The organism is Streptomyces sp. NRRL F-525 (genome assembly GCF_000716605.1).
Classification (GTDB): Bacteria; Actinomycetota; Actinomycetes; order Streptomycetales; family Streptomycetaceae; genus Streptomyces.
On sequence record NZ_JNXE01000024.1, the window covers coordinates 27,698 to 52,552 of the forward strand.

Sequence of the window (24,855 nt, forward strand, 5' to 3'; positions counted from 1 at the left end):
CTGGCATCCGAACCTGGGTCTCAGCCGTGGGTACGGTTATTCCCGGCCCGGTGCTCAGTGGTGGTGGTCGCCTCGGGCCGTCCTACTCCTCGATCACGAGGCCCTTCGCCGCGAGCACCGGCGCGAGGTCGCACATCTCCACGACCGTCTTGCCCGCGCGGTACGCGGCGATGAACCCGGCCTCCGCGTCGACCCGTTCCTGCGAGAGGGCGGCCGCCTCGGCCGCGTCCTCGCGGCGGACGACGACCACGCCGTCGGCGTCGGCGCGCATGATGTCGCCGGGTCGGACGAGCACACCGCCGACGGTGATCGGCTCGCACATCGGGCCGACGGTCTCCTTGACCGTGCCCTTGATGCAGACGCTGCGGGAGAAGACCGGGAAGCCCAGGGCGCGCAGGTCCTCGGTGTCGCGGACGCCCGTGTCGGTGATCAGACCGGCGAGGCCCTTGGACTGGCAGGCGTTGGCGAGGACGTCGCCGAAGGAGCCCGCCTCCTCGTAGTTTCCGGCGGACACGACCACGACGTCGCCGGGCTGGGCGTAGGCGATGGCGGTCTGGAGCATGAGGTTGTCGCGCGGGGCGCACTGGACGGTGAAGGCCGGGCCGCACAGGGACATGGTGCGGTCGACCGGCTTGATGGCCGAGTCCAGCGCCCCGAGACGGCCCTGCGCCTCGTGGATCGTCGCCGAGGAGAACTCGCTCAACTGCTTGACGACGGACGGCTCCGGCCGGTCGAACTTGGTGCTGACGCGGATCATGATGACCTTTCAGACGGAGGGGGCGGCGGAGGTCAGTTCGGCGCACGCCGCCGCGATGCGCTCGCAGGCCTCGGTGAGGACGTCCGTCGACGTGGCGAACGAGATACGGAAGTAGCCGGGGGCGCCGTACGCGGCTCCGTGGATCACCGCAACCTGCTGGCTGTCGAGGAGGTGACGGGCGAAGTCCTCGTCGTTCTCGATGCGGGTGCCGGCAAGGGTGAACTGCCCTATGGCCGCCTGGCAGTTGACGAGGAGGTAGAAGCCGCCGTCCGGGATCGTGCAGCTCAGCTGCGGGACGTCGTTGATGAGCTTCACCGTCTCGTCGCGGCGGGCGCGGTAGACGCGCACGGTGTCCTGGACGAAGTCCTGCGGTCCGGTGAGCGCGGCGGCAGCGGCGGCCTGGCTCACGGAGGACGGGCACGAAGAGGTCTGGGACTGGAGGGTGTTGATCGCGGTGACCAGGTCCGTCGGACCGACCCCGTAGCCGATACGCCAGCCCGTCATCGCGTACGTCTTGGAGACACCGTTGGTGAGGAACACCCGGTCGGCCAGGCGGGGTTCGACGGCCGCGAGGGACCCGGCACTCTCGTCGCCGTACCAGATCTCGTCGTAGATCTCGTCGGTGAGGACGCCGACCTGCGGGTGGGCGAGCAACACCTCGGCCAGGGCCCGGAGTTCGGCGGTGGTGTAGGCCGATCCGGTCGGGTTTCCCGGGGTGTTGAGGACGACCCAGCGGGTGTGCTCGGTGATGGCCGCCGTGAGGCGCTCCGGGGTCAGCTTGAAGCCGTCCGCCTCGGGGCAGTCGACGATGACCGGGGTGCCGTCGTTGGCGCGGACCATGTCCGGGTACGACACCCAGTACGGGGCGGGGACGATGACCTCGTCGCCCTCGTCCAAAGTCGCCATCAGGGCGAGGAAGATGACCTGCTTGGCGCCACCGCCGACCGTGATGTTCGCGTCGGTGACGTCGAGTCCGTGGCGCTCGCGGAGCTTGCCGGTGATCGCTGCGCGCAGGGCCGAAGTGCCGTTCACCGGCGTGTACTTGGTCTCGCCCGCCTCGATCGCCCTGATCGCGGCGGCCTTGACGTGGTCCGGGGTGTCGAAGTCGGGCTCGCCCACGGTGAGGTCGAGGACGGTGAGCCCCTGGCTCTTCAGCTCGCGGACGCGCTGGGCCGCCGCCGTGCTCGGCGAGGGCTTGATACGGCCGAGCCGTGCTGCCGTCTTCACGGTGATCAGCCCTCCCTGCGCTCGAAGTTGAGGCCGCCGGGCACCTGGAAGGTCGGCAGGATCTCGATGTGGCCGATGTTGACGTGCCGGGGCGAGTCGACGGCGAACTCGATGGCGTCGGCGATGTCCTCGGGCTTCAGGGACTCGTAGCCGTCGTAGAACTCGCGCTGGGCGGCCTCCATGTCGCCGAGCAGGCGGCCGAAGATCTCGGTCTCGACGCGGCCGGGGCAGATCTCGCTGACGCGGACGCGGCGGCCGTAGCCGTCGACGCGGAGCTGGCGGGAGAGGGTGTGCACGGCGGCCTTGGTGGCGTGGTAGATCGTGTTGCCGCCGAAGTTGTAGACACCGGCGATGGAGCTGATGTTGACGATGTGGCCGCGGTCGCGCTCCACCATGCCGGGCATGAGCAGGCGGACCAGGTGCAGGACCGCCTGGATGTTGACGGCGATCTGCTCGTCGATCGCGAACTCGTCGGCGGTGAGGATGTTGCCGGTGCGGGAGACGCCCGCGTTGTTGACGAGGACGTCGATCTCCAGGCCGTCGAGGACGGCGGTGAGCGCCTCGGTGTCCGTGATGTCGACGGCGTGCGGGATGCAACCGGTCTCGTCGGCAAGGGTGTTGAGCCGGTCGGCGTTGCGGGCCACGGCGTGGACCTCGAGGCCGCGCTTGGCGAGCCGTTCGACGACCACGGCTCCGATGCCGGTCGACGCTCCGGTGACGAGGGCCGTCCTGTAGTCGGAGATGGGCATGCTGAGGGCTCCTTGCTGTGCGGGGTGGGGGGCTTGTGCGGGTGGCGCGTGTGCGCGGGGGGGGGGCTTGTGCGGGCGTGCGGGTGCGGGTGCTTTTTGTGGGGCGGGGCGTCAGGCGTCGCGCAGGGGCAGGTGCGCCCGGTCCGTCACTCGGGAGACCGCGATGAGCGTGCCGAGTGCGGTGATGACGGCGTAGAAGGCCGGCATGTTGACGTTGCCCGTGCGGTCGATGAGGTAGGTCATCAGCAGGGGGGCCGTGCCGCCGAAGAGAGCGGAGGAGACGTTGTAGCCCAGGCCGTAGGCGGAGTAACGCACACGGGTCGGGAAGAGTTCGACGAGAAGGATGTGGATGACGCCTGTGTGGCCGGCGAACACCACCGCCATGACGCAGGCGCCGATGACCGCGAGGGCCACGTTGCCGGTGCCGATCAGCAGGTAACAGGGGATGCCGACGATCGCCATCGCGACGGCGGAGCCGGCGAGCACCTTCTTGCGGCCGATGCGGTCGGAGAGGCGGCCCATGTAGGGGATGGCGATACAGATCGCGACCAGGCTGGAGGCGGTGACGAGGAGGCCCTGGACCTTGCCGAAGTGCAGCTCGGTGCTCATGAAGGTGGGCATGTAGCTGAACAGGACGTAGTAGCCGGAGCCGTTCATCAGGGGGATGAACAGGGCCAGCAGCATCGCGCGCCGGTGCTCGGCGGAGGCGAACGCCTCCTTGAGCGGGTTCTTGGAGAGGCCGTCCTCTTCTTTCAGGCGCGTGAAGTTGGGGGTGTCGCTGATGCGCTTGCGGATATAGATACCGGCGATGCCGAGCGGTACGGCGAGCAGGAACGGGATGCGCCAGCCCCAGGACTCCATGCGGGCTGAGCCGAGGCCGCTGGTCATCGCGGCGGCGACCAGGGTGCCGGTGAGCAGCGCGAGGAACGAGGCGATCTGCGCGTAGCTGGTGTACAGGCCGCGCTTGCCCTCGGGGGCGTGCTCGGCGAGGAAGCTCATCGCGCCGGAGGCCTCGCCGCCGACGGAGAAGCCCTGGGCGACGCGGAGCAGGATCAGCAGGGCGGGTGCAGCGATGCCGATGCTGGCGTAGCTGGGGAGTACGCCGATGGCCGCGGTGGCGGCGCTGATCAGCAGGATGACGAAGACCAGCATGCGCTGGCGGCCGATGCGGTCGCCGAGGTGGCCGCAGATGACGGCGCCGAGGGGGCGGAAGAAGAAGGAGACGGCGTAGCCGAGGAAGACGAGCTGGACGGCGTTGTCGGAGCCGGGGAAGAAGACGGCGGCGAGGGATCCGGCCATGAAGCCGAAGATGCCGTTGTCGTAGAGCTCGGCGAAGATCCCTACGCAGCCCGCGAGGGTTACCTTGCGGGCGGTTCTGGGGTCGACCGTGTTGGGGACTGGCTGAGCGGCCACGGTACTCATGGCGTCTCCTGTCTGGGCAGGGGCGTGGGATGAGGGGTGTTGCGGCTCCGTGCGGGGTGCTTCCAGCGGGGTGGCGGGGAGCGGGTTTGCGGGTGCGGGTGGGTTTTGTGCGGGAGGCGGAGCGGTTGTGGGTTCGTGCGGGCCGGTGGGGGCTTGTCGCGCAGTTCCCCGCGCCCCTTCGTGAGCGGGCCTGTGTGAAGAGGTGCGGGACCCTCAGACGACCGCAGGCGCGCGGATGCGCAGCGCCTCGAAGGCCGTATGGACCCTGGTTCTCAGGGCGTCTATCGCTTGGCGTTGTGCGCGGTGGGCCGTGACCGCCTGGTCGAGGGTGCGGTGGCGGAAGTTGATGGTTTGGCCGGGGCGGACCTGGCCGAGGGCCGAGAGGCCGGTGGCGGTGACTACGGCCAGGACGGGGTAGCCGGCTGTGACGCCGCGGCCGCGGTGGAGGACCAGGAGTTCGTCGCCCGCGGGGACTTCCACCGCGCCGATGGGGACACCGCGGGAGAGGACCTCGCCCTGGGTGACGCGTCGGGGTACCGCGCCCTGGAGGCGCAGGCCGATGTGGTTGCTTCGCGGGGTGACCGTGAAGGGGGCGTCGAACAGGCGCCGGCCCGTGTCGCCGAACTCGGCCCGGTCGGGGCCGTCGGTGACGTCGATGGTCCAGGTGGTGGGGAATGTGAGGACTGGTGCCTTCAGGCGGAACAGGGGGATCCGGGAGAAGGGGTGGTCGATGGGCGGGCAGGTCGTGCGCAGGACCAGTTCGTCGCCGGCGCTCAGTGTGGGGCCGAAGCCCAGGATCGTGTCGGGGGCGCAGCTGCCCTGGAGGTAATCGGCCTCGAACGAGCCGAGTACGGCCAGGTAGACGCGCAGGCCCCGGTGGATGCCGGTGATCCTGATGGTTTCGCCGGCCCGTACCGGGACCGGTTCCCACTGCGGGCGTATGACCCCGTCCACGGTGACCTCGGCGGGGGCACCCGTCACCGCGATGAGGATGTCGCCTGACGACACGCACGCGAAGTCGAGCGCTGTGATCTCCAGCAGCGGGGCCCGGTCGTCGTTGCCGCACAGGACGTTGGCGACGCGCGCGGAGTGCTGGTCGGCGGCTCCGTTGGCGGGCAGGCCGTAGCGGGAGCGGCCGACGCGGCCGAGGTCCTGGACGGTGACGATGCCGGCGGTGCGGATGGTGAGGGTGTCAGCCATGGCTGCCTCCCCGGCCGACCGGCTCCATCGGGTCCGTACAGTCCGCGAGGCTCAAGTCGGCGTATTCGTCCCACTGTTGGGGCTCGATGGGACGGAAGCGGAAGGTGTCGCCGGGGCGGTACGCCGTGATCGGGTCGCTGTGCAGGTCGAGGACGCGTACCGGGGTGCGGCCGAGCAGTGGCCAGCCGCCGGGGGACGGCATCGGGCAGATGACCGCCTGGCGGCCGGCGACCGCGACCGAGCCGGGGTCGACCTTGGTGCGGGGTGAGGCGAGGCGCGGGACCGGCTTGGGGAAGGGCGGGCCGTCCGTCATCGGGGCTCCGGCGGGGGCGCCGAGGCAGCGCACCGTCAGGTCGGAGCCGGAGTGCAGGGCGATGATCTCGCCCTCGGTCAGGCCGAGTTGGGCGGCGACCTCGGGGAGGTCGGGGCCGTACTCGCCGCCGTAGACGACGGGGACGACGAAGCGGCGCGGGGGTGTGGTCGGCGCGGGGTGCGGGCCGAGGCGGGCCGCCTCGTGGGCCAGGACGCGGCGGACCGTGTCGTGGTCGGTGGCGGCGCAGTCGAACTCGACGAGCAGGGCGTCGTACGTGGGCACCACGTCGTGGACGCCGGTGAGTTGGACCGCGTTCAGGGCGTCGGCGAGGGCGTGGACCAGCTGCCAGGCGGGTTCGGCGGCGAGGCCCACGGCCTTGGCGACCAGGGCGGAGTCGCCGCAGTCGGCGATGGTCACGTTGGCGCAACCGCCGTTCGCCGTTGGGCCGTTCACGACCGGGCCGTCCGCAAGAAGGCTGTTCATGTCGGTCACCCCTTGCCGCTCAGGACTTTGTCGAGGGAGGTGATCTCGACGCCGTCGGTGAGGAGTTGCTCGCGGATGCGGCCGGCCAGGGCGATCGCGCCGGGGCTGTCGCCGTGCAACAGGACGGTGTCGCAGGCGACTTGGATGTCCGTGCCGTCGACGCTGCGGATGACGCCCTCGGTGACCATGCGCAGGGTGCGCCGGGCGACCTCGTCCGGGTCGTGGATCACCGCGCCGGGTTCGGAGCGCGGGACGAGGGTTCCGTCGGCTCGGTACGCGCGGTCGGCGATGCCGACGATGCCGACGCGCAGGCCGCGGGCGCGGGCCGCGTCGGCCAGCTCGCCGTCCTGCGCGAGGACGATCAGCGACTCGTCGAGCGCGGCTACGGCGTCCACCACGGCGCGGGCGTAGTCGGCGCGGACGGCGACCAGGTTGCCGAGGCGGCCGTGCGGGGCGACGTGGTGGACGCGGGTGCCGTGGGCGACGGCGAAGGCCTGGAGGGCGCCGATCTGGTAGAGCACGTCCGTGCGGACCTCCTCCGGCGTGAGGTCCATCGCGCGGCGGCCGAAGCCGACCAGGTCGGGGAAGCTCGGGTGGGCGCCCACGGCGACCTGCTTCTCCACGCACGTCCGCACGGTGGCGTCCATGATGCGGGGGTCACCGGCGTGGAATCCGCAGGCCACATTGGCGGACGTCAGCAACTCCAGAAGTGCGGCGTCGTCGCCCATTGTGTACGCGCCGAATCCCTCGCCCAGATCGGCGACGAGATCAACCATGGGAGTCATGACGTCCTCCGGGAGGGAATGGCGGAAAGGGGGAATTCCGGGGCGGGGAATTCTGGATGACAGATGCCAGCACGTCTTCGTGACACCGGGAACGGAGAATGTTCCGGGGCGGGTGTTCCTGTCTGGATGTTCCGCTCAACTTATTCCGCCGGTCGCGTGATCGCCAATATGCGTTCGGTCTGGCGTTATCGCGAACGGTTATGACTCCCCTCACACCCTCCACTCACCGGGGCTGTGCTTCGGGGTGAACGCTCCCTACGATGAGGCTTCGCTCCATCTGGAAGGCCCCGCGCAATGGACACCAGGCGTCTCTACTCGTTCATCAAGATCATCGACGCGGGGAGCATCACGCGCGCGGCCGACATCCTGCACATCGCGCAGCCGGCGCTGAGCCAGCAACTGTCGGCCCTGGAGGCGCAGTTCGGGCAGCAGCTGCTGATCCGCAGCAAGCGCGGGGTCGCCCCGACCGAGGCGGGCCGCGCCCTGTACCTGCACGCCCAGCTCATCCTCCGCCAGGTGGACCTCGCCCAGGCCGCCGTCGACGTCTCCGGCCGCGCCCCCGCCGGCAGCGTCTCGGTGGGCCTCGCCCCGTACAGCCTCGGCGCGGCCCTCGCGCTGCCCCTCCTGAAGACCGTCCGCGAGCGCTACCCGGACATCCTGCTGCACATCAACGAGAACTTCGGCGGCGTGATCAGCGAGGCGATCATGACGGGCCGCATGGACATGGCCTTCATCTACGGCGCCGGGCCGCTCCGGGGTGTCCAGTTCGAGCCCGTCCGCACCGAGGACCTCTACCTGATCGGCGCGCCCGGCGACACGGCGCCGTCAGGGAAGGGCGAGGTGCGGCTGGAGGAGCTGGCGAGCCTGCCCCTGCTGCTGCCCAGCCGGATCCACACGATCCGGCAGGTCGTGGACGCCGCCTTCCAGCAGGCCTCGCTCCGGCTGAACGTGGTGGGCGAGGTCGAGTCCGCGCTGACCCTCGTCAACGCCGTGGACGCGGGCATCGGCGCGACGGTCCTGCCGTGGTCGGCGGCACGGGCCATCCTCGACGTCCGCGAGCTGTCCGTACGGCGGATCGTGGAGCCCGTCATCACGGTCAAACTCTCCGTGGTCACCTCGGACAATCAGCCGCTCTCGGAGCCCGCGCTGGCCGTGCACGACCTGTTCCTGGAACTGATCGACACCGACAGGAATAAGGACGACCAATAGCGTCACACGAATCCGCTATTTGTCTCCGGTGACCGCCGCGGCTAGCGTTTTCCGAATAATCCGCCCGGCCGGTAATGCATGGCTGTACATGGCTCGTCACTGGAGAAGAACATGAAGAATCGTGTCCTCGCCACCCGTGAAAACCTGCCCGGCGAAGGCCTGCGACGCCTGTCCGAGAACGCGGAGCTGGTGGCCTGGCCCGGTGCCGCCAAGCCCGGTCCCGCCGACCTCGCCGCCATCGCCCCCGGCGTGAGCGGGGTGCTGGCCCTCGGCAATGACCCCGTGGACGCGGCCCTGATGGACGCGGCGGGCCCCTCGCTGCGCGTCATCGCGCTGGCCAGCATGGGCTTCGACAACGTCGACCGCGCCGCCGCCGCGGAACGCGGCATCGTCGTCACGCACACGCCCCGCGTGCTCGCGGAGACCACCGCCGACCTCACCTTCGCACTGATCCTCGCCGCCCGCCGCCGCCTCGGCGCGGCCTCCGCGAGCCTCGCGGAGGGCTCCTGGGAGCTGTTCCGGATGCACGACTATCTCGGCCTGGACGTCCACGGAGCCACCCTCGGCCTGGTCGGCTACGGCCAGATCGGCCGCGCGGTCGCCCGCCGCGCCCACGGTTTCGGGATGCGCGTGATCCACCACGACCCGTACGCGCCCGACGACGACCTGTCGACCTCGGTCGGCCTGGCCGCGCTGCTCGCCGACTCCGACGTCGTGTCGCTGCACGTGCCGCTCACGGACGAGACCCGCCATCTGATCTCGGCCCGCGAACTGGCCGCGATGAAGCCCACGGCCACGCTGGTCAGCACCTCGCGCGGCGGAGTCATCGACGAGGCGGCCCTGTTGGACGCCGTCCGTGAGGGGCGGCTGCACTCCGCCGGGCTCGACGTCTTCGAACGGGAGCCGATGGGAACGGAGTTGTCCCCCCTGGTGGCCGAGCCGAACGTGATCACGCTGCCGCACATCGGGTCTGCGACCGAGGCGACCCGGGCCGCGATGGTCGACCTGGCGGTGGACAACATCCTCGACGTACTGGCCGAACGGCCCGCTCGTACGCCCCTGCCCGGCAGTTCGGCGGTGGCGGGCACGCCGGTCGGAAGCTGAGCGCTCATCCCGCCTGAGTGCTGCTGAGGCCGGCCCATTGCAACAGGAACCGCAGCGCCTCCAGCGAGGCCGAGTCCGGTGGGGCCGTGTACGCGACGAGGAACTGATCCGGGTGCGTGTCGACGGTGAACTGCTGCACGTCCAGGGTGAGTTCACCGGCGACCGGATGGATGTACGTCTTGGTGAGCTGCCGCGGCCCCCGCACCTGATGCTCGGCCCACCAGGTGCGGAAGTCCGGGTCGCGGGCAGTGAGTTCGGCGATCAGGGTGTCAAGTGCCGGGTCGTGCGGGGTGCGGCCCGCCTCCATGCGCAGCACGGCGACGCACTCGCGGGCGGCCCGGGGCCAATCGGCGTACAGCGCGCGGAAGTCGGCATCCAGGAACGTGAGCCGGATCAGGTTGCGCTCGGCCGGGGGCACGGCGCCGAAGTCGGTGAGCAGCGCCGTGGCCGCCCGGTTCCAGGCGAGGACGTCCATGCCCCGGTGCAGCACCATCGCGGGGACGTCGTGCATGGTGTCCAGCAACTGCCGTAGCCGCGGGGCGACTTCGGAGCGGCCGGGCAGCCGGGTCGACGCTCCCGGCGCGACCTCGGCCAGCGTGAAGAGGTAGGTGCGCTCGTCGGGGGCGAGGTGCAGCGCGTCGGCCAGGGCGTCCAGGACGGCGCGGGAGCCCCGGCGGGTGCGGCCCTGTTCCAGGCGGACGATGTAGTCGACGCTCACGTGCGCGAGATACGCCAACTCCTCCCTGCGCAGCCCGGGCACGCGCCGCAGTCGGCCGTCGTCGGGGAAGCCCGCCTGCCGCGGGTCGCGGTCCGCTCGGCGGGCGCGCAGGAAGTCGCCCAGTTCGTTGCTGGAAGCGGGCGGCGCGTCACGGTCTGCCATGGCTCCAGTGTCCCCGGGTCGGCGGGGGCGTGCCTGGTACAGAACCGCATAGGCAGAGCCGTCCCTGGTGGCGCGGGGTGGGGCGGGACGACGGTGGGGGCATGGCCGTACACCGGCCGCCCTCTCCCCCTCCGACTGGAGTGCATCTCATGCGTACCGATGTCACCTTCCTCAGCGCGGGCCTGAAGCTCGCCGGTCATCTCTACATCCCGGACGACGGGACGCCGGGGGTGCCGCGTCCCGCGATCGTGGTCGGGCATCCCGGCACCGGGGTGAAAGAACAGGCCTCCGGTCTGTACGCCCGTCTGCTGGCCGAGCGCGGGTTCGTCACGCTCGCCTTCGACGCCGCCCACCAGGGTGAGAGCGAGGGTGAGCCGCGCGCGCTGGAGGATCCGGGGCAGCGGGTCGAGGACCTCAAGGCCGCCGTCTCCTTCCTCGGCACCCTCGACGCGGTCGACCCCGGCCGCATCGGGGCGCTGGGCGTCTGCGCCTCCGGCGGCTACGCCCTGGCGGCGGCCGCGACCGACCCGCGCATCCGGGCCGTGGGCGCGGTCAGCGCCGTAGACATGTCACGGCAGTTCCGGCTCGGCGCGGACGGCGCGCAGGATCCGGCCGTCGTGGCGGGGATGCTGGCCGCCGCTTCCGAGGCCCGTACCGCCGAGGCGCGGGGTGCGGACGTCCAGCGGTTCCCGGTGTTCCCGGCCACCGAGGAGGAGGCGCGGGCGGGCGGCCCGCATGTCTATGACGGCTGGGAGTACTACTGCACTCCGCGCGCCCAGCACCCCCGGTCGGCCAAGGCGCTGACCTGGACGAGCGTGGATCGCATCGCCGCCTTCGACACGTTCGCGACCGTCGCCATGATCGCGCCGCGACCGCTGCTGCTGATCGTCGGGCGGGCCGCGGTCACGTCCTGGATGAGCGTGGAGGCGTTCCAGAAGGCCGACGGGCCAAAGGAGTTGGCGTGGATCGAGGGCGCTTCGCACGTCGACCTCTATGACAAGGACGAGTACGTGACGCCTGCCGTGGAGAGGCTGAGCGGCTTCTTCGGCGCCCAGCTGACCATGTGACCCAGCCGACATCAGGAAACTACACAAGTAACTTGGCAAAGTTACTTGTGTAGTTTTACGTTGGATCCATGACCACGAACCCCCCGCCGCAGCAGTCCGTCGCGACCGCGCAGCGGCTCAACGACGCGATGACCCGGCTGCGCGCACGGCTGCGCACGGAGTCGGGGCAGCACGCGACCGGCCTGACCCTGACGCAGCTCGGCGTGCTGGCGAGTGTCGTACGGGAGGGGCCCGTCACCGCCGCGCGGCTGGCCGCGCTGGAGCGGGTCAGCGCGCAGTCCATCGCGCAGAGCCTGGCCGTGCTCAAGGCCGCCGGGCTGGTCCGCAGCGAGCCCGACGCGCAGGACGGCCGCAAGAAGCTGATGAGCGCCGACCCGTCCGCGACCGAGCTGGTCGAGAAGCTGCTCGCGGGCCGTGCCTCCTTTCTGGCGCGGGCCATCGACCAGTTGGTCGCCCCGGAGGAGCGCAAGGACGTGGAGAAGGCCATCGAGCTGCTGGAGCGCCTCGCCACGACCGAGCTGAACGACCGCGAGATATGAGGACCGACACCGGCAAGGCCGCCGGAGGGGCGCGCGAGCTCGTGCGCAAGCCCTTCGCGTGGACCTTCACCACCCCGCTCTACGTGGGCGCCGGCCTCAACCCGGTCAACAGCTCCATCATCGCGACCGCGCTGGTGCCGATCGCCACCGAACTGCATGTCGCGGTCGGCAGTACCGCCGTCCTCGTCTCCTCGCTCTACCTGGCCAGCGCCGTGGCGCAGCCCACCGCCGGCAAGCTGGCGGAGGTGCTCGGCGCGCGCCGGATCTTCCTCGTCGGCATCGTCCTGGTGCTGCTCGGCGGGATCGTCGGCGGCCTCGGCCAGAACCTCGCGATGCTGACCGTGGCCCGGGTCCTGGTCGGCATCGGCACCTCGGCCGCGTTCCCCTGCGCGATGGTGCTGATCCGACGCCGCGCCCAGGACGCCGGTCTCGACGCCCCGCCGGGCGGAGTCCTCGGCGGCATCGCGATCGCGGGCATGGCCACCGCGGCCATCGGCCCGCCCATCGGCGGACTCCTGGTCGGCGCCGCGGGCTGGCGCTGGGCCTTCCTGATCAACATCCCGGTGACGTTGGCCGCGCTGGCGATGGCCGTGCGCTGGCTGCCGAAGGACCCGGCACTCGACCGCGCGGACAACGGTTTCCGCCGGGTCGCCGACCGGATCGACCTGCCCGGCATCCTCGGTTTCGCCGTGACGATGACCGCGCTGGTCGTCTTCCTGATGGGCCTCCCCCGCCTCGGGTGGACCGCGCTCGCCGTCTTCGTGCTGGCCGCGGTGCCCACGGTCTGGTGGGAACTGCGCAAGCCGGGCCCGTTCTTCGACTTCCGCGGCCTGGCCGCCAACGGCGCCCTCACCCGCACCTACCTCCGCCAGGCGCTCTCCCTGCTCGGCACGTACACCGTGATGTACGGCGTGACGCAGTGGATGGAGGCCGCGCACGGCTTCTCCACCGTGACGGCGGGACTGCTGCTGCTCCCGATGGGCGCGGTGTCGGCGCTCCTCTCCCGCCCGCTCGCCCGCCGCAACCTGATCCGCGGCCCGCTGATCGTCTCGGCGGTGTCCATGCTGATCGGCTCGGCCGCGATCATGCTGCTCACCTCGCACGGCCCGGCGATCACGATCGTGCTGGTGTCCCTGATCTTCGGCGTCGCCTCGGCGACCACCACCGTCGGCAACCAGACCGCCCTCTACCTGGAGGCGCCGCCCGACCAAATAGGCACCGCCTCCGGCCTGTTCAGGACCTTCGGCTACCTCGGGACGATCACCTCGGCCGTGATCGGCGGCATCGTCTTCCGCACCGGCGTGAGCGACCACGGCCTGCACGTCCTCGGCCTGGTCCTGGTCGGCGCGGGCCTCGCGGTCCTCCTGCTGACCGTCCTGGACCGCCGCCTGATGGGCCGCACCCCCAAGACCACCTGACCGCACCCCCCTAGTAAGAACCCCACCAAGGAGAACCCCGCGTGAGCACCCCCGCCCTCCCCACGATCACCCCCGAGCGCACGGCCCTGCTGGTCATGGACTTCCAGAACGGGATCGTCCCCATCGCCCCCGACTCCGACGCCCTCGTCGAGCGGGTCAAGGACACCATCGCCGAGGTCCGCGCGGCCGGCGGCGCCATCGGCTACGTCCGCGTCGCCTTCACCGAGGACGACTGGTCGGCGGTCCCGGACGCCAACAAGTCCTTCAGCGCGGTCGCCGCGGCGAAGATGCTGCACCACGAGGACGACGCCACGCAGATCGACGCACGGATCACGCCCGAGGACGGCGACATCGTCGTCCGCAAGATCCGCTACGGCTCGGGCTCGACCACCGATCTCCACGAGCAGTTGAGCGACCGCGGCATCGACACCCTGGTCCTCGCCGGGATCAGCACCAGCGGCGTGGTCCTGTCGACCGTCATCGACGCGGCCGACCGCGACTACCGCGTCCTCGTCCTCTCCGACGGCGTCGCCGACCCCGACGCCGAGACCCACCGGGTGCTGGTCGAGAAGGTGTTCCCGTCCCGGGCCCACGTCATCGACACCACGGTCCTACGACAGCTGCTGCGCGCCGCCTGACACAGGGCTCACGCCGGTGCCCCGGGCGGCGTCGCCGTCGGCGTCCCGGGGAAGACCACCCGGAGTTTCCGCACCCGCCCGCCCTGGCGGAACATCAGCCAGGCCAGGGTGGGCGGGCAAGGGTTGGAGATACCAGCCGGATTGACGACCTCCATCTCCCAGATGGCGATGTCCCGGCTGGCCACGACATGGCGCAGATGCTGGGTCACACCCTTGTCCCGGGTGCTGCGCATCGCCGGGAAGGGATGGCGGCGCCCGCCGTCCTTGTTGAGGACGCCGACCAGTTCGGTCTCCGCGGGCCACAACTCCAGAATTTCCGGCGGCAGTTGGCCGCGCATGGCGCCGTCCAGGGTGACCTCGGCCTCCTGTCGGCTGTCCTCGGTGACCGCGGAGGCGTCGTCGTGTCCCCCGGCCGCGGTCGACAGCAGCACCTTGGCCATCTTCGCCCGGGCCTGGTTGAGCCGGCTGCGCACGGTGCTGACCGGGACCTCGCAGGCCTCGGCGATCTCCTGGTACGAGGTGATCCCGCTGAAGTGCCGCAGCATCAGCACCAGCCGCTGCTGCTGCGGCAGTTCCTCCACCGCGTCCCAGATCCAGTCCCGCATCGCGTGCCGCTCGACGACCCGCTCCGGGTGCGAGGGCTCGTCGTCCCGCACATACACCTGCTCCAGCGCGTCGAGCCCCGGCAACTCCCGCACGGCCCGCAGCCGCATCCGGGCCGCGTTCCGCACGATCGCCCGCAACCACGCCCCCACGGCAGCGGGTTCGCGCACGTCCCCGATCCGCCGCAGCGCGGTCAACGCGGCATCCTGTACGGCGTCCTCGGCGTCGGGGCCGTAGCCGAGCAGGCTCAACGCGACGGCGCGCATGGGTGCCTGATGGCGCGTCAGCAACAGACCCAGGGCGTCGGACTCGCCGGCCTGGGCCCTGCGGGTGAGTTCCTCATCCGTGGGGTGGTCGAGGGGCACCATGAAGCCTCCATGCGCACACATCACAAGCCCCGGGCGACTACGGGAAGTTGGGCTCATGCTCCGGGACCCCCACTTCTCCCACCCGCCGGTGAACGGGAGATGGCCCCCGCGTGGCGGACCGAGGGGACCCTTGTCGAGGAAGATACGCCGCTACGGCTCCTCGCCGGGCCCCCTCGGCCGGACCGGTCAACCCGCCCTGAGGTCAGGCCTGTTGGGCGGCCTCCGGCTCGGGCAGCCAGCTGCCGTGGAAGCCGGACGGGACCGGGTACGGCAGTTCCACGACCGCCTGCACGGAGAGGTCGCCGGCGTCGAGGACGAGGAGTTCACCGGCCGCCCCGTTGTCGTCCGAGACGAGCGACATGAGCCAGCCCGCGTCCTCGTCGGTGCCGTCCGACGCCGGTACGAAGACGGCCTCGCCGGAGTAGCGGCTGCCGGGCGTCTTGTGGACATCGCCGGTCTCGCGCTCCAGGTCGTGCTTGGCGATGCCGTCGCCGTTGACCGTGTAGAGGTAGCGGTTCCGGCGCCCGGTGAGGGTCTCGTTGTGGGTGGGGAACTCGGCCTCCCGGTCGTCCAGTTGGGTCTCGGTGACCCGGCCGGCCACCGGGTCCAGGGTCCACCGGTACAGGACGGAGGGGGCCTGGGTGTGGCCGGGTTCGCGCACCCCGACCTGCCCGTTCGCCACACTCGGCGTGCCCGTACCGGTGGGCCCGCCGATGTCGCCCCAGACCTTCCGGAACCCGGCGTCGTCGTAGCGCACCGCGTCCAGCACGACCCGCCCCTGCGCGTCCTCGTAGGCGTTGCCCACGTGGAAGACGTAGCAGGGGTCGACGTCGAACCACCGCACATCGGTGGACCCGTGCTCCCGGGACATGATCCCGATCCGCGCGCCGTACGCCTCGGCCCACCGGTACGGCATGCCGCCGCGCCCGGCCAGGGTGTGGTCGAAGACGACGGGCAGGTCCATCCACACGATGTGGTGCTCGGTGATGGCGAAGTCGTGCATCATCGTCGGCCCGGGCACGTCGATCGGCCGGCTGTCGAGCAACTCGCCCTCCAGGGTGACCCGGTGGTAGGTGAGGTAGGGCGGCGCGAACCCGGTCCCGAACAGGTGCAGTTCACCGGTGACCGGGTCCTCCTTGGGGTGCGCGGTCATCGCGGTGGTCAGCTTCCCGCCGAAGTCGTACGGCCCGACGGTCTCCAGCTCCGGGGTGACCCAGTAGGGCAGGCCTACTTCGCACAGGGCGAGGACGGTGTCGGCGTGCCGGATCACGTGGGTGTTGGCGGGCACCGCGGCGAGGTCCACGCTGAAGTCCTCGCGGACGAAGGGGTGGCCCTCCAACTCCCGTGTCTTGACCCACCTGTTGCGGTACCACTCGGCGCGCCCGCCCCGCAGCCGGATGCCGTGCAGCATGCCGGGTCCGGTGAACCAGTGCCCTCGGTCCTCGCCGGGCAGCGGGTTCGGTCCGTTGCGCAGATAGCGGCCGTCCAGGTCGGGCGGGAGGGTGCCCCGCGCGGTGAGTTCGGCGGCGGTGTACTCCTCGGGGACTGGGGCGAAGCGGCCCTGGAGGTAGAGGGGGACGGGTGTCTCGTTCTCGTTCGTCATGCTGCTTTCCTTAAAGTTTCTGTGGCTCCGTGCGCCCGAACACCCTTGACCTGGGCCGGAGTTGGCCGCCACGACCTGTCAGCGGAGAAGGCTCACGCCGTGGCGCTGAGAGGTCAGGCAGGCCGCGGTACGGGAACGGGCCTTACTGAACGGCCCGCACCGACGGCTGGGCCTGCGCCGGTGCCTGGGCCGCCATTGCCATCAGGCGGGCCTGGGCGCGGGCGGGGTAGACCTTCGCGAAGACGGCGGGGGCGACCAGTCCGACGACGTGGGCGGTGATGCCGACCCAGGCCGGGGCGTCCACCGCGCCCGCGATGGCCAGGCTGACGGCGATGAAGGTGAAGCCGGCTCCCCAGGCGCTGGTGATGTAGTTGTTGACCTGGACGAACTCCGGCATGTCCCAGTACTCGCGCGGGGTCTGCCGCTTGGCGATGCCCAGCGTGAAGGGGCTGCGGACCACCAGGCTCCCCCAGGCGGTGCCGCCCAGCCAGACGAAGGAGATGACGTCGGTGTGACCGGCCAGCGACGAGTCCGGCCTGACGACGGAGACCGCGCCGATCACGACGAAGTACGCGAGGGTGCTGATCTCCAGCACGAGCGCGTCGAAGCCGACCCCGCGGCGACGGTCGTTCAGCATCATCAGCAGCCCCGTGACGAGACCGCCGAGCGCGCCCCAGCGCCAGTCGAAGGACGAGAGGACGCCGGCGACGATCCAGGGGGCGAATCCGGGCAGATAAGCCAACATTGGTTGTTTCCTCGGTGGATGGGAGTGGACGCCGACTAGATGCACGGCAGCCCTCGAAGTTCGAACCTTGCAATGTGATGCCGGTCACGCGGCAGCGGGTACCTGCGACCCCTAACCGGATAGATCTATCCACTTAATGTAGGGTGGTGAGCATGACCTGTCGAGAGGAGTCGTGATGGGAGTCCCGATGTCACGCAAGATCTGGCTTCCGCTGGGAGCCGCCGTCCTGATGCTGAACGCGGTGCAGTGGGTGGTGTCCGAGGCGGTCGCCGCGGCCGCCTGGACCACCCCGGCCTACAGCTACGCCACGAACTACATCAGCGACCTGGGCGTCACGGACTGCGGCACGAAGTTCCAGGACCGCATCATCTGTTCGCCGGACCACACGCTGATGAACACGTCGTTCATCGCCCAGGGGATCCTGTTCGCGGCGGGGGTGATCCTGCTGGCGGTGCCCCTGCTCACGGGCCGCGTACGCCGTGTCGTGGTCGCCCTCGCGGGCGCGCACGCGGTGGGCTTCCTGCTGGTCGGCCTGTTCCACGGCTCAGCGAACGGCGCGAGCTACAGCCTGGGGCTGCACGTCGGGGGCGCGTCGGTCGCCATCCTGTGCGCGAACACGATCGTGATCATGGCGGGCTCGCTGAAGAGCCTCCAACTGCCGCGCGCGTACCGCGTGTTCAGCATCGCGATCGGCGTGCTCGGCCTGCTGAGCGAGGCGGGCGTGGGCGTCTCGACGAGCACGGCCGGCATCTTCGAGCGGGGCGGTGTCTACTCCTGGCTGCTGTGGAGCGTCGTGACCGGCGTATCGCTCCTGGTCGGGCGGGCACTCCGAGCCACCGACGCGACGATGCCGGAGAATGTCCCGGCGTGAGCCCGGATACCCCACACCAACGCCCGCTGCGAGCGGACGCGGAACGCAACCGCCGCCTGATCATGACGACGGCCGACCGCCTGTTCGCCCAGCGGGGGGCGACGGTCCCCCTCAACGAGATCGCCCGCGAGGCCGGCATCGGCGTAGGCACGGTCTACCGCCGCTTCCCGGACCTCCAGTCCCTGGTGGACGCCCTGTTCACGGAACGCTTCACGATGTTCCTGGACCTTGCGACCCGGGCCGCGGAACTCCCGGACCCGGCCCAGGCCCTACGCCAGTACCTGCTGGCGGCGGCCCAGTGGCGCGCCGAGGACCGCGCCCTGGAGGTCATCCTGGCCAACGCGAGCGTCGACACGGGCCCGGTCGCCCGAACCCGCGACGCCCTCGGCCACCTCGTCGACGGCCTCACGGAACGAGCGGTGACCGCGGGCGCCGTCCGCAAGGACTTCGCCAGCGCCGACGTGTACGCCTTCCTCTACATGATCGGCGCGGTCGCCGACCGCACGAACGACGTCGCGCCGGATGCGTGGCGGCGGTATGCGGAGGTGTTGATGGTGGGGTTCGGGTTGGAGGGGGCGGCGGCGGACGGTACGTCGGCGTTGACGGACGAGCAGCTGTTGGGGAGTTGGCCGAAGCCGGTGGGCGAGCAGCCGTGAAACGCGACCGGCCGCCCGGACGGGCGGCCGACGCGGTCTCACACGCTGTCACCCGTTGTCACGCGTGGAGCGCCACACACTGACGAAGCAGCGGTTCCAGGCGTAGTTGGGCGATCTCTCGGTCGAACACCTGGAGAGCGTCGAGGCAGTTGACGATCCACCCCGCCTCGTCCTCATCGTCGATGTCGACCGCTACGGCGGTCACCGCGCTGTCCAGGTCGAACAGCCCCTCCTTGAACTCGTCGTCCAGGATCCGGTACCCGGTGACCAGCAGCGGGTCAGCGTACACACCGGTCGCCTCGGCGAAGGCTCGGGCCTCGGACCGGTCCGCCTGCGCGTCGGCCAGGCGGCGCAACACCTCGTCCGGGTCGCCCAGTTCGGCATGCATCCGGTGTGCCCGGCCGACCAGGAGAGGCCAGCCGCTGGTCAGGCCGTAGAGGCGGTCCAGGCGGTCCTCCGTGTGGAACATGTTGACCCGCTGAGCCCAGCCGCGGAGGCTGCGGCGGTCGTGCCGGCGCAGCACCACCGGGGCGGCCGAGGTGGGTTCGGTTCCCGTCAACAGGCTGCGCCACAGCGCCAGTTGGGTGGTGTCGGTGACGAGGACGACAGCGCGGGTGACGCCTGCGGTGGTCGGCAGCAGCGTCTCGGCCAGGTCGACGGCCTCCCGGCAGGTCTCGGGCCGCACCGGGTCCCGGTAGTTGACGAAGTCGCTGATGACGACGCGTCGTTCGCGGGGGCGTCCGCCGGTGAGCTCCTGCTTGTAGACGCTGGGTTTGCCGACGGGCGGCAGCGTCCAGCCGTCGATCGGTCCGGCGATCGTCCGCAAGGTCCGGGCGACCTCGGTGACTCCGGTGGCGGAGGTGCCGAGGACGACCCTGGTCCGGCTGGACCGCTCGCCCAGAAGGTCGTCGAGTTGGGTGTTGGTCAGCGGGGCCGGCTGGCCGTCGGGCAGCTCGGGGCGGCCCTCCTGGACGATGCTCTCCTGGAGTTCGCAGTCCTGCTCGGCCCTGAGCAGGCGGGCCTCCACCTCGTGCGAGGTGCCGATCATGCGCAGGGCATTGGGGCCGCGCAGATGCCAGCCCAGGCCGTCGTGGTTGGGCGCGAGAATGCCGAGGCCGACCATCTCGGACAGGTAGGCGCGGAAACCCTCGGTGTCGAGCTGTTCGAATCCCCTGCGCCAGTACGTCTCGCACTCCTCGCGCAGCTCGGTGTCGCTGAGCCGCCCCTCCAGGCCGTGAAGGCGGGCGTGGTACGCCAGCACGTTGGCGATCACGTCGTAGCGGTGGTCGAGGCTGAGGGTGTCCTTGAAGGCTGCCGAGATGCCGTCCCGGAGCGCGGCGTCCGACTCCACGACCTCGATGTCGGTCACCTCCACCTCGTAAGCGGGTCCCTCGGCTCCACGCCGCGCCCGTTTGCGGTGCATCAGCTCGACCAGCCGATGCCCGAACATCTGGAGCAGGAAGGGCTGGTAGGAGCAGTAGCCGAGTACCCGGTTGACGAGATCCAGGTCCTTGAACTCGAACCCGAGCCCCCTCATCGGCTCGACCAACAGCTCGGCGGCGGACTGGGGAGCCAGCGGACCGATCACCTTCGGGGTCTGCGCGAGGTGGCCGAACGGCCCGTTGCTCGCGAGTTTGGAGAAGCGCTGCACGGAGTGCAGCCCGGCGAAGACGACCTTGGCACGGTCCTTGGTGTCGGACCCGAGGCCCTTGAGCTTCTTGGTCTGGTCGAAGCGCGGGGCGTCCGCCTCGAAGAACTGGTCGCACTCGTCGAGGAGGATCAGCAGGCGGCGGCGCGAGTCCCCGTCCAGCCAGGTCCGGATACCGGCGCGCACCCGCTCCGAAATCTCCTGCCCCTTCCTGCGCCCCTGCGGCCGGTCGTCGAGTATCTGCGCCTCGGTCAGCTCCCGCCCCAGGACACTCCACAGCCGCTCCGGCCCGAACGAGCTGCCCTTGCCGATGTTCTCCTGGTCGAGGTTGACGTACACCGCCTGGTGGTAGCCCGGTCGTTGTTCCGTGAACCGTTCCCCGGCGTCGGCGAGCAGTGCCGATTTGCCGAGGCCCCGGCCGCCGTAGATGACCTGGGTGCCGCGCGGGTCGAGGATGCTCTTGCGTTCGGCGTCACGGCCGTAGAACATCTCGCCGCCGATCCGGCCGCGCTTCTCCCTGATGTACGGGTTCACTCCGGAGAACGGCAGTAGCGTCTGCGTGGCCGTGCTGACCTGGCGGTTGCCTCGGGCCGCGAGATAGGCGAGGGCGGCGTCGTCCACGACCAGCAGGGGTTGCAACCGCCCGGAGCCGACGGCGAGTTCGACCCGGGCCTCGCGGCTGAGCGTGCCGAAGTAGACCACGAGGAGGCTCGCTCCACTGGCGTCGCGCTCCGCCAGATTCATGACGACCTTGGCGGGCGGGCGCCCCCAGACCAACAGCACGCGGAGGTTGCCGCCCTGCTCCCTGATCTGCGAGCCGAACGCGGGTGCCTTCGCCTTTCCGTTGATCTCCACCTCGGTCGCCTCGAAGAGCCGGTACTCACGCCGGCGCAGGTGTGGGGACCGTTCGTCGAGTGGCCTGGCGCTCTTGGCGTCGTAGCCGAGGAGTTTGAGGAGCCGCGGCACCTGCCGCTTCGCCGACACCTCCAGCCGGTCCTTGGGTTCGTTGGCGGCCAGCGTGCGCCACTCGTCCAGGATGTCCGCCGCCAGCGCCGCCTCGTCGGTGGAGAGGTCCCGGTAGTCCAGTACGGGGACCGTCGGATGAGTGCCGCCGGACCGGACGAGGCCGACGAGCTCGCTGTCGATGCCCTTGGGCAGGCCGTCGGGCACCGCGGGGAAGAAGTCGGTCAGGTGGGACTCGCCGCCCTCGATCTCCGGGACGTCTTCGCCGATCTCCATGAAGTACACGAGGTCGGCAGCGGTGGCCAGGCCGCCGGTGTCCAGATGCCGCAGGACCTGCGCGCGTTCCTCCGTGGTGAGTTCCAGGGCGTCGAGCCGGGCACGAATCCGGTCGGCCGCCTGCTGCCGGAAAGCAGGCAGGTCATTGCGTACGGTGTCCAGCGCCCGTCGGGTGTCCAACAGGTCGTCGGGCTCGGTGCCGTCGAGCCAGTTCCGGGCGTCGGCCAGCAATTCCTGAAGGCTCAGGTCCTGGTCGTCGGTCACGGCGCCGTCGGCCTGCGCACGGTGCAGTTCGGCGACGAGTTCGTCGTGGGCCCGGCCCAGCTCCGCGCGCCTCGCGGCCGCCCGCTCCGAGAGCTCGATGAGCGCGGGGACGGTGAATTCCCCGGTCCGCGCGGCGGGCAGCAGTCCGTGTCCGGCCAGCTCGACGATGCTGTGGGCCGCGGTGAAGGCGTCGTGGTCGAGCCGCTCGGCGAGTCCGGTCTGCCAGCTCCGGTCGACCGCGGTCAGCAGCTTGTCGAGCGACGGCCGCTCAGCACGGGTGTCACAGACCTTCAGCAGCTCCGCGTCCAGCACCAGCTCGGGTTCGGCCCAGCCGCCGGGGCGCGTGGTCGCCAGGTCACCGGCCAGCAGAGCGAACAACTCGTCCATCGAGGCGCGGGCCGCCCATGCCGTGGCGGCGGCGCCGGTACCGGAATGCCGCGCCAGCTGCTCCAGTTCGGCCAGTACCTCCTCCTTGGCGTTCAGCAGGGACTGGCGCAGGGAGGAGATCTCCTTGACGGCCCGGTCGCCGTCCGACCGGTCGCTGCGGCGTGCCCCGTCGACCGCCAGGCACCACTCCTTGACCAGGCCGACGGTGCGCTCCACGACATGCACCAGGTCCTGCCTTCCGGAACCCTGGAGCGGTTTGCCACTGGACGAACGGTGCTTACGGTCCATACGGTCGATCTCGTTGTTGATCTCGGCCAGTTTGGACAGGCGTTCGACCTGTTCCCGGGCCTGCGGTACCGCGTCCCGGTTGTCGCGGACCACGGTCATGAGCAGCGATCCGAGCATCCCTTCGTCGGCTGCCAGCCACCGCTTGGCGATCTCCGTCGCGCGCGCGAACCGCAGCCGCTGCGGCGCGAGCAGGGTGTGGCACTGATCCCGCAGCTCCCCCAGCCGGGCCTCCGTCCCGGAGACGTCGGCGATGACGACCAGGGGGGAGGCGATCATCAGGGCACCGCTGAGTGCCCGGTCGGCCACGGCGGCCGCCGCCTCCCCGAGCCGGTCCGGCAACCTGGGGACCAGCGCCTTGAGCTGGGCGCCCGCCAGATGGTCACCGGTGATCAGCGCGGTACGCAACAGGGCGGGCAACAGCAGGAGTTCGATGCCCTCCGCGTCACGGCCCGCGTACCCTCCGTACCGCTGGAGCAGGTCCGTGGTCAGCCGGGCGCCCTGGCTGTCACCGGAGGTGAGCAGCGCAGCGGCACCGGCCAGGCGGAGCGCCGCCGCGTGCGGCTCGGGGCGGCCGAGGGCGCTCGCGACATGCTGGGCGAGTCCGAAGCGCCGCTCCACGACCAGCCGTGCCAGGGCACGCTCGGCCGTGGCCTCCTCGGAGCCCTCGGAGCCCTCGTCGACGTCCGTGACCGTTTCCGGAGCCGACGCGTTCTTCGCGGGGCGCAGATCCGTGGGGGTGGGTACCGCGGCCGGTACGTCCGGGGAGGCGGTGTCCGAGTCCACCAGGGGTGCCGTGTCGCTGTCGGCAGGTGTCGGGGCCTGTTCCTCGTCGAGGTGCGGCGGCTCGGCGGCCGTCGCCTGGGGGGCCGAGTCGGCGGCCCGGGCCGGGGCGGGCGTGGTTCCCGCGGTGCGGGGGCCGACCGCCGGCGCCTCCGGCGCGCTCCCGTCCGGCTGCCCGGGCGGTACCACCGGTCCGGCGGGCGGAATGGCGGTGTCCTCCGCTGTCGTCGTACCGCTCGCGGGCTCGGCGGTGTCCGCACCGGTGCCGTCCGAGTCCGCCCGGGCGGGAGTGCGGCCGGTGGCGAACGTCAGTTCAGAAACCATGACCACCGCCATGACGCACGCGGGCAGTACTCGGACGACCCGGTCCTGGAGATCGAGGATCTCCTTCGCCGCGTCCGCCTGCCGACCCGACCGGATGAGTCGTGCCAGGGCGGCGAGCGTGGCGCTCTCCTCCCGTTGCGTCTGTCCCCACCCAGGCGCGTCCAGCAGGCTGCGGGTCGCGGCCCGCACCGCCTCGGCGGCGAAGGCCGCGGGACTGTCCGGTCGGCATACGACGTCCAGCAGTTCTCGTAAGAACTCCCGTGCCTGGACGTCGCGTTGCTGTTCCTCCCGGTACGCCTGTACGGCATGCGTCATGTCCGCGAGGCGGCGCGGCACCCCCTCGATGCCCACCGCCCGGAGCACGTCGTCGGCGTCGTCGAAGGCGACTCCCAGCGTGGTCAGCGGAGTCAGGTCCGCGTCCTGCGGCGGACGACCGTCGGCAAGGGCACCGGCCACCCGCTCCACCGATGCGCGGGCTTCCGTCAGGGCCGACTCCAGGAGGGGACAGACCGCCTCCGGGTCCAACGCCTCCCCGTTCGGGGGGTCTTGGGGTGCCATCGCGGGCACGTCGTCGCAGGGAGCGGGATCCGGTGCGGTGGTCTTGGGATCCGCCCGCTCGACAGCGCGCTCGCGCTTCCCGTCACCGGCGGATGACGGCTCCCGGTTCTCGGACCCGCCGGGCACGAAGTCCGGGTTCGCGGCCACGATGGACCGTGCCGTGTCAGCGACAGCAGCGAGTCGCGCCTTCTCCTTCTCGTCGGCCGCCACCGCGAACCACTCCTGATCCGCCGCCCAGGCAAGGATGTAGGCGTCAGCGACAGAGGCATTGCACGACGCGAACACCGCGGTTCGGACCAACGGCGCGCTCCATCGGGCGGTGGGATCCGGAACCGTCTCGGCATCCTGCGCGAAGACGAACCTGTCCACCTGACTGATCACGGTGCGCGTGAGTTTGCCGATCCCGCAGGTGCACGTGTGCTGCCGTGACTCGCGCCGCAGCCTGGTGAGAACGTCCTGGCACAGGGCACCGCCCGCCCGTCGAGGTGCCGCCATGCGGATTCCCAGGCTGCGGAGCAACTCCTGTCGGTTCCCGGGAGGCAGGGAGTTGAAGGCGAGTTCCACCATGCCGACCGTGAGGTCGCTCAGAGCGGCGGCGGCCGGGTGGTCCAAGGCGTTGAGCTCGGCGGCCAGTTGTGCCAGGCCGTCGGCCGACGCGTTCGGCGGGGACATCGGCGGCCCCGTGACGACGTTGTAGCGGTCCTGCATGGACGCGTACTCCGTTTCTTCG

The 24,855-nt window shown here is 70.8% G+C and carries 20 protein-coding genes; 8 read left to right on the forward strand and 12 right to left on the reverse strand.

From position 1 onward, the window contains the following. Positions 1 to 82 precede the first annotated feature (82 nt). The 7 genes from OO69_RS29765 to OO69_RS29795 all read right to left on the reverse strand — a co-directional run bounded on the left by OO69_RS29765 (position 83) and on the right by OO69_RS29795 (position 6,936). Positions 83 to 757 carry a 4-carboxy-4-hydroxy-2-oxoadipate aldolase/oxaloacetate decarboxylase gene (locus tag OO69_RS29765; protein ID WP_033283924.1) on the reverse strand — a complete coding sequence of 225 codons (675 nt, stop codon included), beginning with the start codon at positions 755 to 757 and terminating at the stop codon, positions 83 to 85. Positions 758 to 766: 9 nt separating this feature from the next. Continuing rightward, the gene (locus tag OO69_RS29770) at positions 767 to 1,984 is read right to left on the reverse strand and encodes an aspartate transaminase (RefSeq protein ID WP_033283925.1); all 1,218 of its coding nucleotides are present in this window, start codon (positions 1,982 to 1,984) and stop codon (positions 767 to 769) included. Positions 1,985 to 1,989: 5 nt separating this feature from the next. Then, positions 1,990 to 2,733 carry an SDR family oxidoreductase gene (locus OO69_RS29775; RefSeq protein ID WP_033283926.1) on the reverse strand — a complete coding sequence of 248 codons (744 nt, stop codon included), beginning with the start codon at positions 2,731 to 2,733 and terminating at the stop codon, positions 1,990 to 1,992. 111 nt (positions 2,734 to 2,844) lie between these two features. Then, a complete protein-coding gene (locus OO69_RS29780) occupies positions 2,845 to 4,155 on the reverse strand; it encodes an MFS transporter (protein ID WP_033283927.1) in 1,311 nt (436 codons plus the stop codon). 213 nt (positions 4,156 to 4,368) lie between these two features. After that, positions 4,369 to 5,355, reverse strand: a complete 987-nt coding sequence (locus OO69_RS29785) for a biotin-dependent carboxyltransferase family protein (RefSeq protein ID WP_033283928.1) — start codon at positions 5,353 to 5,355, stop codon at positions 4,369 to 4,371. Beyond that, positions 5,348 to 6,151 (reverse strand): 5-oxoprolinase subunit B family protein, encoded by an 804-nt coding sequence (locus OO69_RS29790; RefSeq protein ID WP_033283997.1) that lies wholly within the window; start codon positions 6,149 to 6,151, stop codon positions 5,348 to 5,350. Before OO69_RS29790 ends, OO69_RS29785 begins: the two co-directional genes overlap by 8 nt. Positions 6,152 to 6,156: 5 nt before the next feature. Beyond that, positions 6,157 to 6,936: a LamB/YcsF family protein gene (locus OO69_RS29795; RefSeq protein ID WP_033283929.1), complete on the reverse strand. Its 780-nt coding sequence runs from the start codon at positions 6,934 to 6,936 to the stop codon at positions 6,157 to 6,159. Positions 6,937 to 7,230: 294 nt separating this feature from the next. Between OO69_RS29795 and nac the strand changes: the two genes are divergently transcribed. Next, entirely contained in the window at positions 7,231 to 8,145 is a 915-nt protein-coding gene (gene nac, locus OO69_RS29800) for a nitrogen assimilation transcriptional regulator NAC (RefSeq protein WP_033283930.1), read from the forward strand. Between the two features lie 111 nt (positions 8,146 to 8,256). Next, positions 8,257 to 9,249: a 2-hydroxyacid dehydrogenase gene (locus OO69_RS29805; protein WP_033283931.1), complete on the forward strand. Its 993-nt coding sequence runs from the start codon at positions 8,257 to 8,259 to the stop codon at positions 9,247 to 9,249. Positions 9,250 to 9,253: 4 nt separating this feature from the next. Here the strand turns inward: OO69_RS29805 and OO69_RS29810 are convergent, their stop codons facing one another. Next, positions 9,254 to 10,129: a helix-turn-helix transcriptional regulator gene (locus tag OO69_RS29810; RefSeq protein ID WP_033283932.1), complete on the reverse strand. Its 876-nt coding sequence runs from the start codon at positions 10,127 to 10,129 to the stop codon at positions 9,254 to 9,256. Positions 10,130 to 10,278: 149 nt separating this feature from the next. Between OO69_RS29810 and OO69_RS29815 the strand changes: the two genes are divergently transcribed. From OO69_RS29815 to OO69_RS29830, 4 genes are all read left to right on the forward strand, one after another. Continuing rightward, positions 10,279 to 11,196 (forward strand): alpha/beta hydrolase, encoded by a 918-nt coding sequence (locus tag OO69_RS29815; protein WP_033283933.1) that lies wholly within the window; start codon positions 10,279 to 10,281, stop codon positions 11,194 to 11,196. A gap of 68 nt (positions 11,197 to 11,264) precedes the next feature. Next, the gene (locus OO69_RS29820; RefSeq protein WP_033283934.1) at positions 11,265 to 11,735 is read left to right on the forward strand and encodes a MarR family winged helix-turn-helix transcriptional regulator; all 471 of its coding nucleotides are present in this window, start codon (positions 11,265 to 11,267) and stop codon (positions 11,733 to 11,735) included. Further along, positions 11,732 to 13,153 (forward strand): MFS transporter, encoded by a 1,422-nt coding sequence (locus OO69_RS29825; RefSeq protein ID WP_033283935.1) that lies wholly within the window; start codon positions 11,732 to 11,734, stop codon positions 13,151 to 13,153. Before OO69_RS29820 ends, OO69_RS29825 begins: the two co-directional genes overlap by 4 nt. Positions 13,154 to 13,194: 41 nt before the next feature. Further along, positions 13,195 to 13,791, forward strand: a complete 597-nt coding sequence (locus tag OO69_RS29830) for a cysteine hydrolase family protein (protein WP_033283936.1) — start codon at positions 13,195 to 13,197, stop codon at positions 13,789 to 13,791. Between the two features lie 8 nt (positions 13,792 to 13,799). On the opposite strand, the gene OO69_RS29835 is transcribed toward OO69_RS29830, so the two are convergent. From OO69_RS29835 to OO69_RS29845, 3 genes are all read right to left on the reverse strand, one after another. Further along, positions 13,800 to 14,762 (reverse strand): RNA polymerase sigma factor, encoded by a 963-nt coding sequence (locus tag OO69_RS29835; protein WP_033283937.1) that lies wholly within the window; start codon positions 14,760 to 14,762, stop codon positions 13,800 to 13,802. A gap of 202 nt (positions 14,763 to 14,964) precedes the next feature. After that, positions 14,965 to 16,365: a carotenoid oxygenase family protein gene (locus OO69_RS29840; RefSeq protein WP_033283938.1), complete on the reverse strand. Its 1,401-nt coding sequence runs from the start codon at positions 16,363 to 16,365 to the stop codon at positions 14,965 to 14,967. Between the two features lie 142 nt (positions 16,366 to 16,507). Further along, on the reverse strand, positions 16,508 to 17,110 hold the full coding sequence (locus OO69_RS29845) for a hypothetical protein (protein WP_033283939.1): 603 nt from the start codon (positions 17,108 to 17,110) through the stop codon (positions 16,508 to 16,510). Positions 17,111 to 17,297: 187 nt separating this feature from the next. Here OO69_RS29845 and OO69_RS29850 point away from each other — a divergent pair, with 187 nt between their 5' ends. After that, positions 17,298 to 17,981, forward strand: a complete 684-nt coding sequence (locus tag OO69_RS29850; RefSeq protein WP_033283998.1) for a DUF998 domain-containing protein — start codon at positions 17,298 to 17,300, stop codon at positions 17,979 to 17,981. Further along, complete coding sequence (locus tag OO69_RS29855; protein ID WP_033283940.1) at positions 17,978 to 18,637, forward strand: TetR/AcrR family transcriptional regulator; 660 nt, start codon at positions 17,978 to 17,980, stop codon at positions 18,635 to 18,637. Before OO69_RS29850 ends, OO69_RS29855 begins: the two co-directional genes overlap by 4 nt. Before the next feature lie 58 nt (positions 18,638 to 18,695). Here OO69_RS29855 and OO69_RS29860 read toward each other — a convergent pair whose 3' ends face one another. Further along, positions 18,696 to 24,833, reverse strand: a complete 6,138-nt coding sequence (locus OO69_RS29860; protein ID WP_033283941.1) for an NUP-1 — start codon at positions 24,831 to 24,833, stop codon at positions 18,696 to 18,698. Positions 24,834 to 24,855: the final 22 nt, after the last annotated feature.

What these genes read in the sequence shown, in the direction of transcription:
- OO69_RS29765 (WP_033283924.1), bottom strand. Translation starts at nt 757, where the DNA reads ATGATCCGCGTCAGCACCAAGTTCGACCGGCCGGAGCCGTCCGTCGTC.
- OO69_RS29775 (WP_033283926.1), bottom strand. Translation starts at nt 2,733, where the DNA reads ATGCCCATCTCCGACTACAGGACGGCCCTCGTCACCGGAGCGTCGACC.
- OO69_RS29780 (WP_033283927.1), bottom strand. Translation starts at nt 4,155, where the DNA reads ATGAGTACCGTGGCCGCTCAGCCAGTCCCCAACACGGTCGACCCCAGA.
- OO69_RS29785 (WP_033283928.1), bottom strand. Translation starts at nt 5,355, where the DNA reads ATGGCTGACACCCTCACCATCCGCACCGCCGGCATCGTCACCGTCCAG.
- OO69_RS29790 (WP_033283997.1), bottom strand. Translation starts at nt 6,151, where the DNA reads ATGAACAGCCTTCTTGCGGACGGCCCGGTCGTGAACGGCCCAACGGCG.
- OO69_RS29795 (WP_033283929.1), bottom strand. Translation starts at nt 6,936, where the DNA reads ATGACTCCCATGGTTGATCTCGTCGCCGATCTGGGCGAGGGATTCGGC.
- nac (WP_033283930.1), top strand. Translation starts at nt 7,231, where the DNA reads ATGGACACCAGGCGTCTCTACTCGTTCATCAAGATCATCGACGCGGGG.
- OO69_RS29805 (WP_033283931.1), top strand. Translation starts at nt 8,257, where the DNA reads ATGAAGAATCGTGTCCTCGCCACCCGTGAAAACCTGCCCGGCGAAGGC.
- OO69_RS29810 (WP_033283932.1), bottom strand. Translation starts at nt 10,129, where the DNA reads ATGGCAGACCGTGACGCGCCGCCCGCTTCCAGCAACGAACTGGGCGAC.
- OO69_RS29815 (WP_033283933.1), top strand. Translation starts at nt 10,279, where the DNA reads ATGCGTACCGATGTCACCTTCCTCAGCGCGGGCCTGAAGCTCGCCGGT.
- OO69_RS29820 (WP_033283934.1), top strand. Translation starts at nt 11,265, where the DNA reads ATGACCACGAACCCCCCGCCGCAGCAGTCCGTCGCGACCGCGCAGCGG.
- OO69_RS29825 (WP_033283935.1), top strand. Translation starts at nt 11,732, where the DNA reads ATGAGGACCGACACCGGCAAGGCCGCCGGAGGGGCGCGCGAGCTCGTG.
- OO69_RS29835 (WP_033283937.1), bottom strand. Translation starts at nt 14,762, where the DNA reads ATGGTGCCCCTCGACCACCCCACGGATGAGGAACTCACCCGCAGGGCC.
- OO69_RS29840 (WP_033283938.1), bottom strand. Translation starts at nt 16,365, where the DNA reads ATGACGAACGAGAACGAGACACCCGTCCCCCTCTACCTCCAGGGCCGC.
- OO69_RS29845 (WP_033283939.1), bottom strand. Translation starts at nt 17,110, where the DNA reads ATGTTGGCTTATCTGCCCGGATTCGCCCCCTGGATCGTCGCCGGCGTC.
- OO69_RS29850 (WP_033283998.1), top strand. Translation starts at nt 17,298, where the DNA reads ATGTCACGCAAGATCTGGCTTCCGCTGGGAGCCGCCGTCCTGATGCTG.
- OO69_RS29860 (WP_033283941.1), bottom strand. Translation starts at nt 24,833, where the DNA reads ATGCAGGACCGCTACAACGTCGTCACGGGGCCGCCGATGTCCCCGCCG.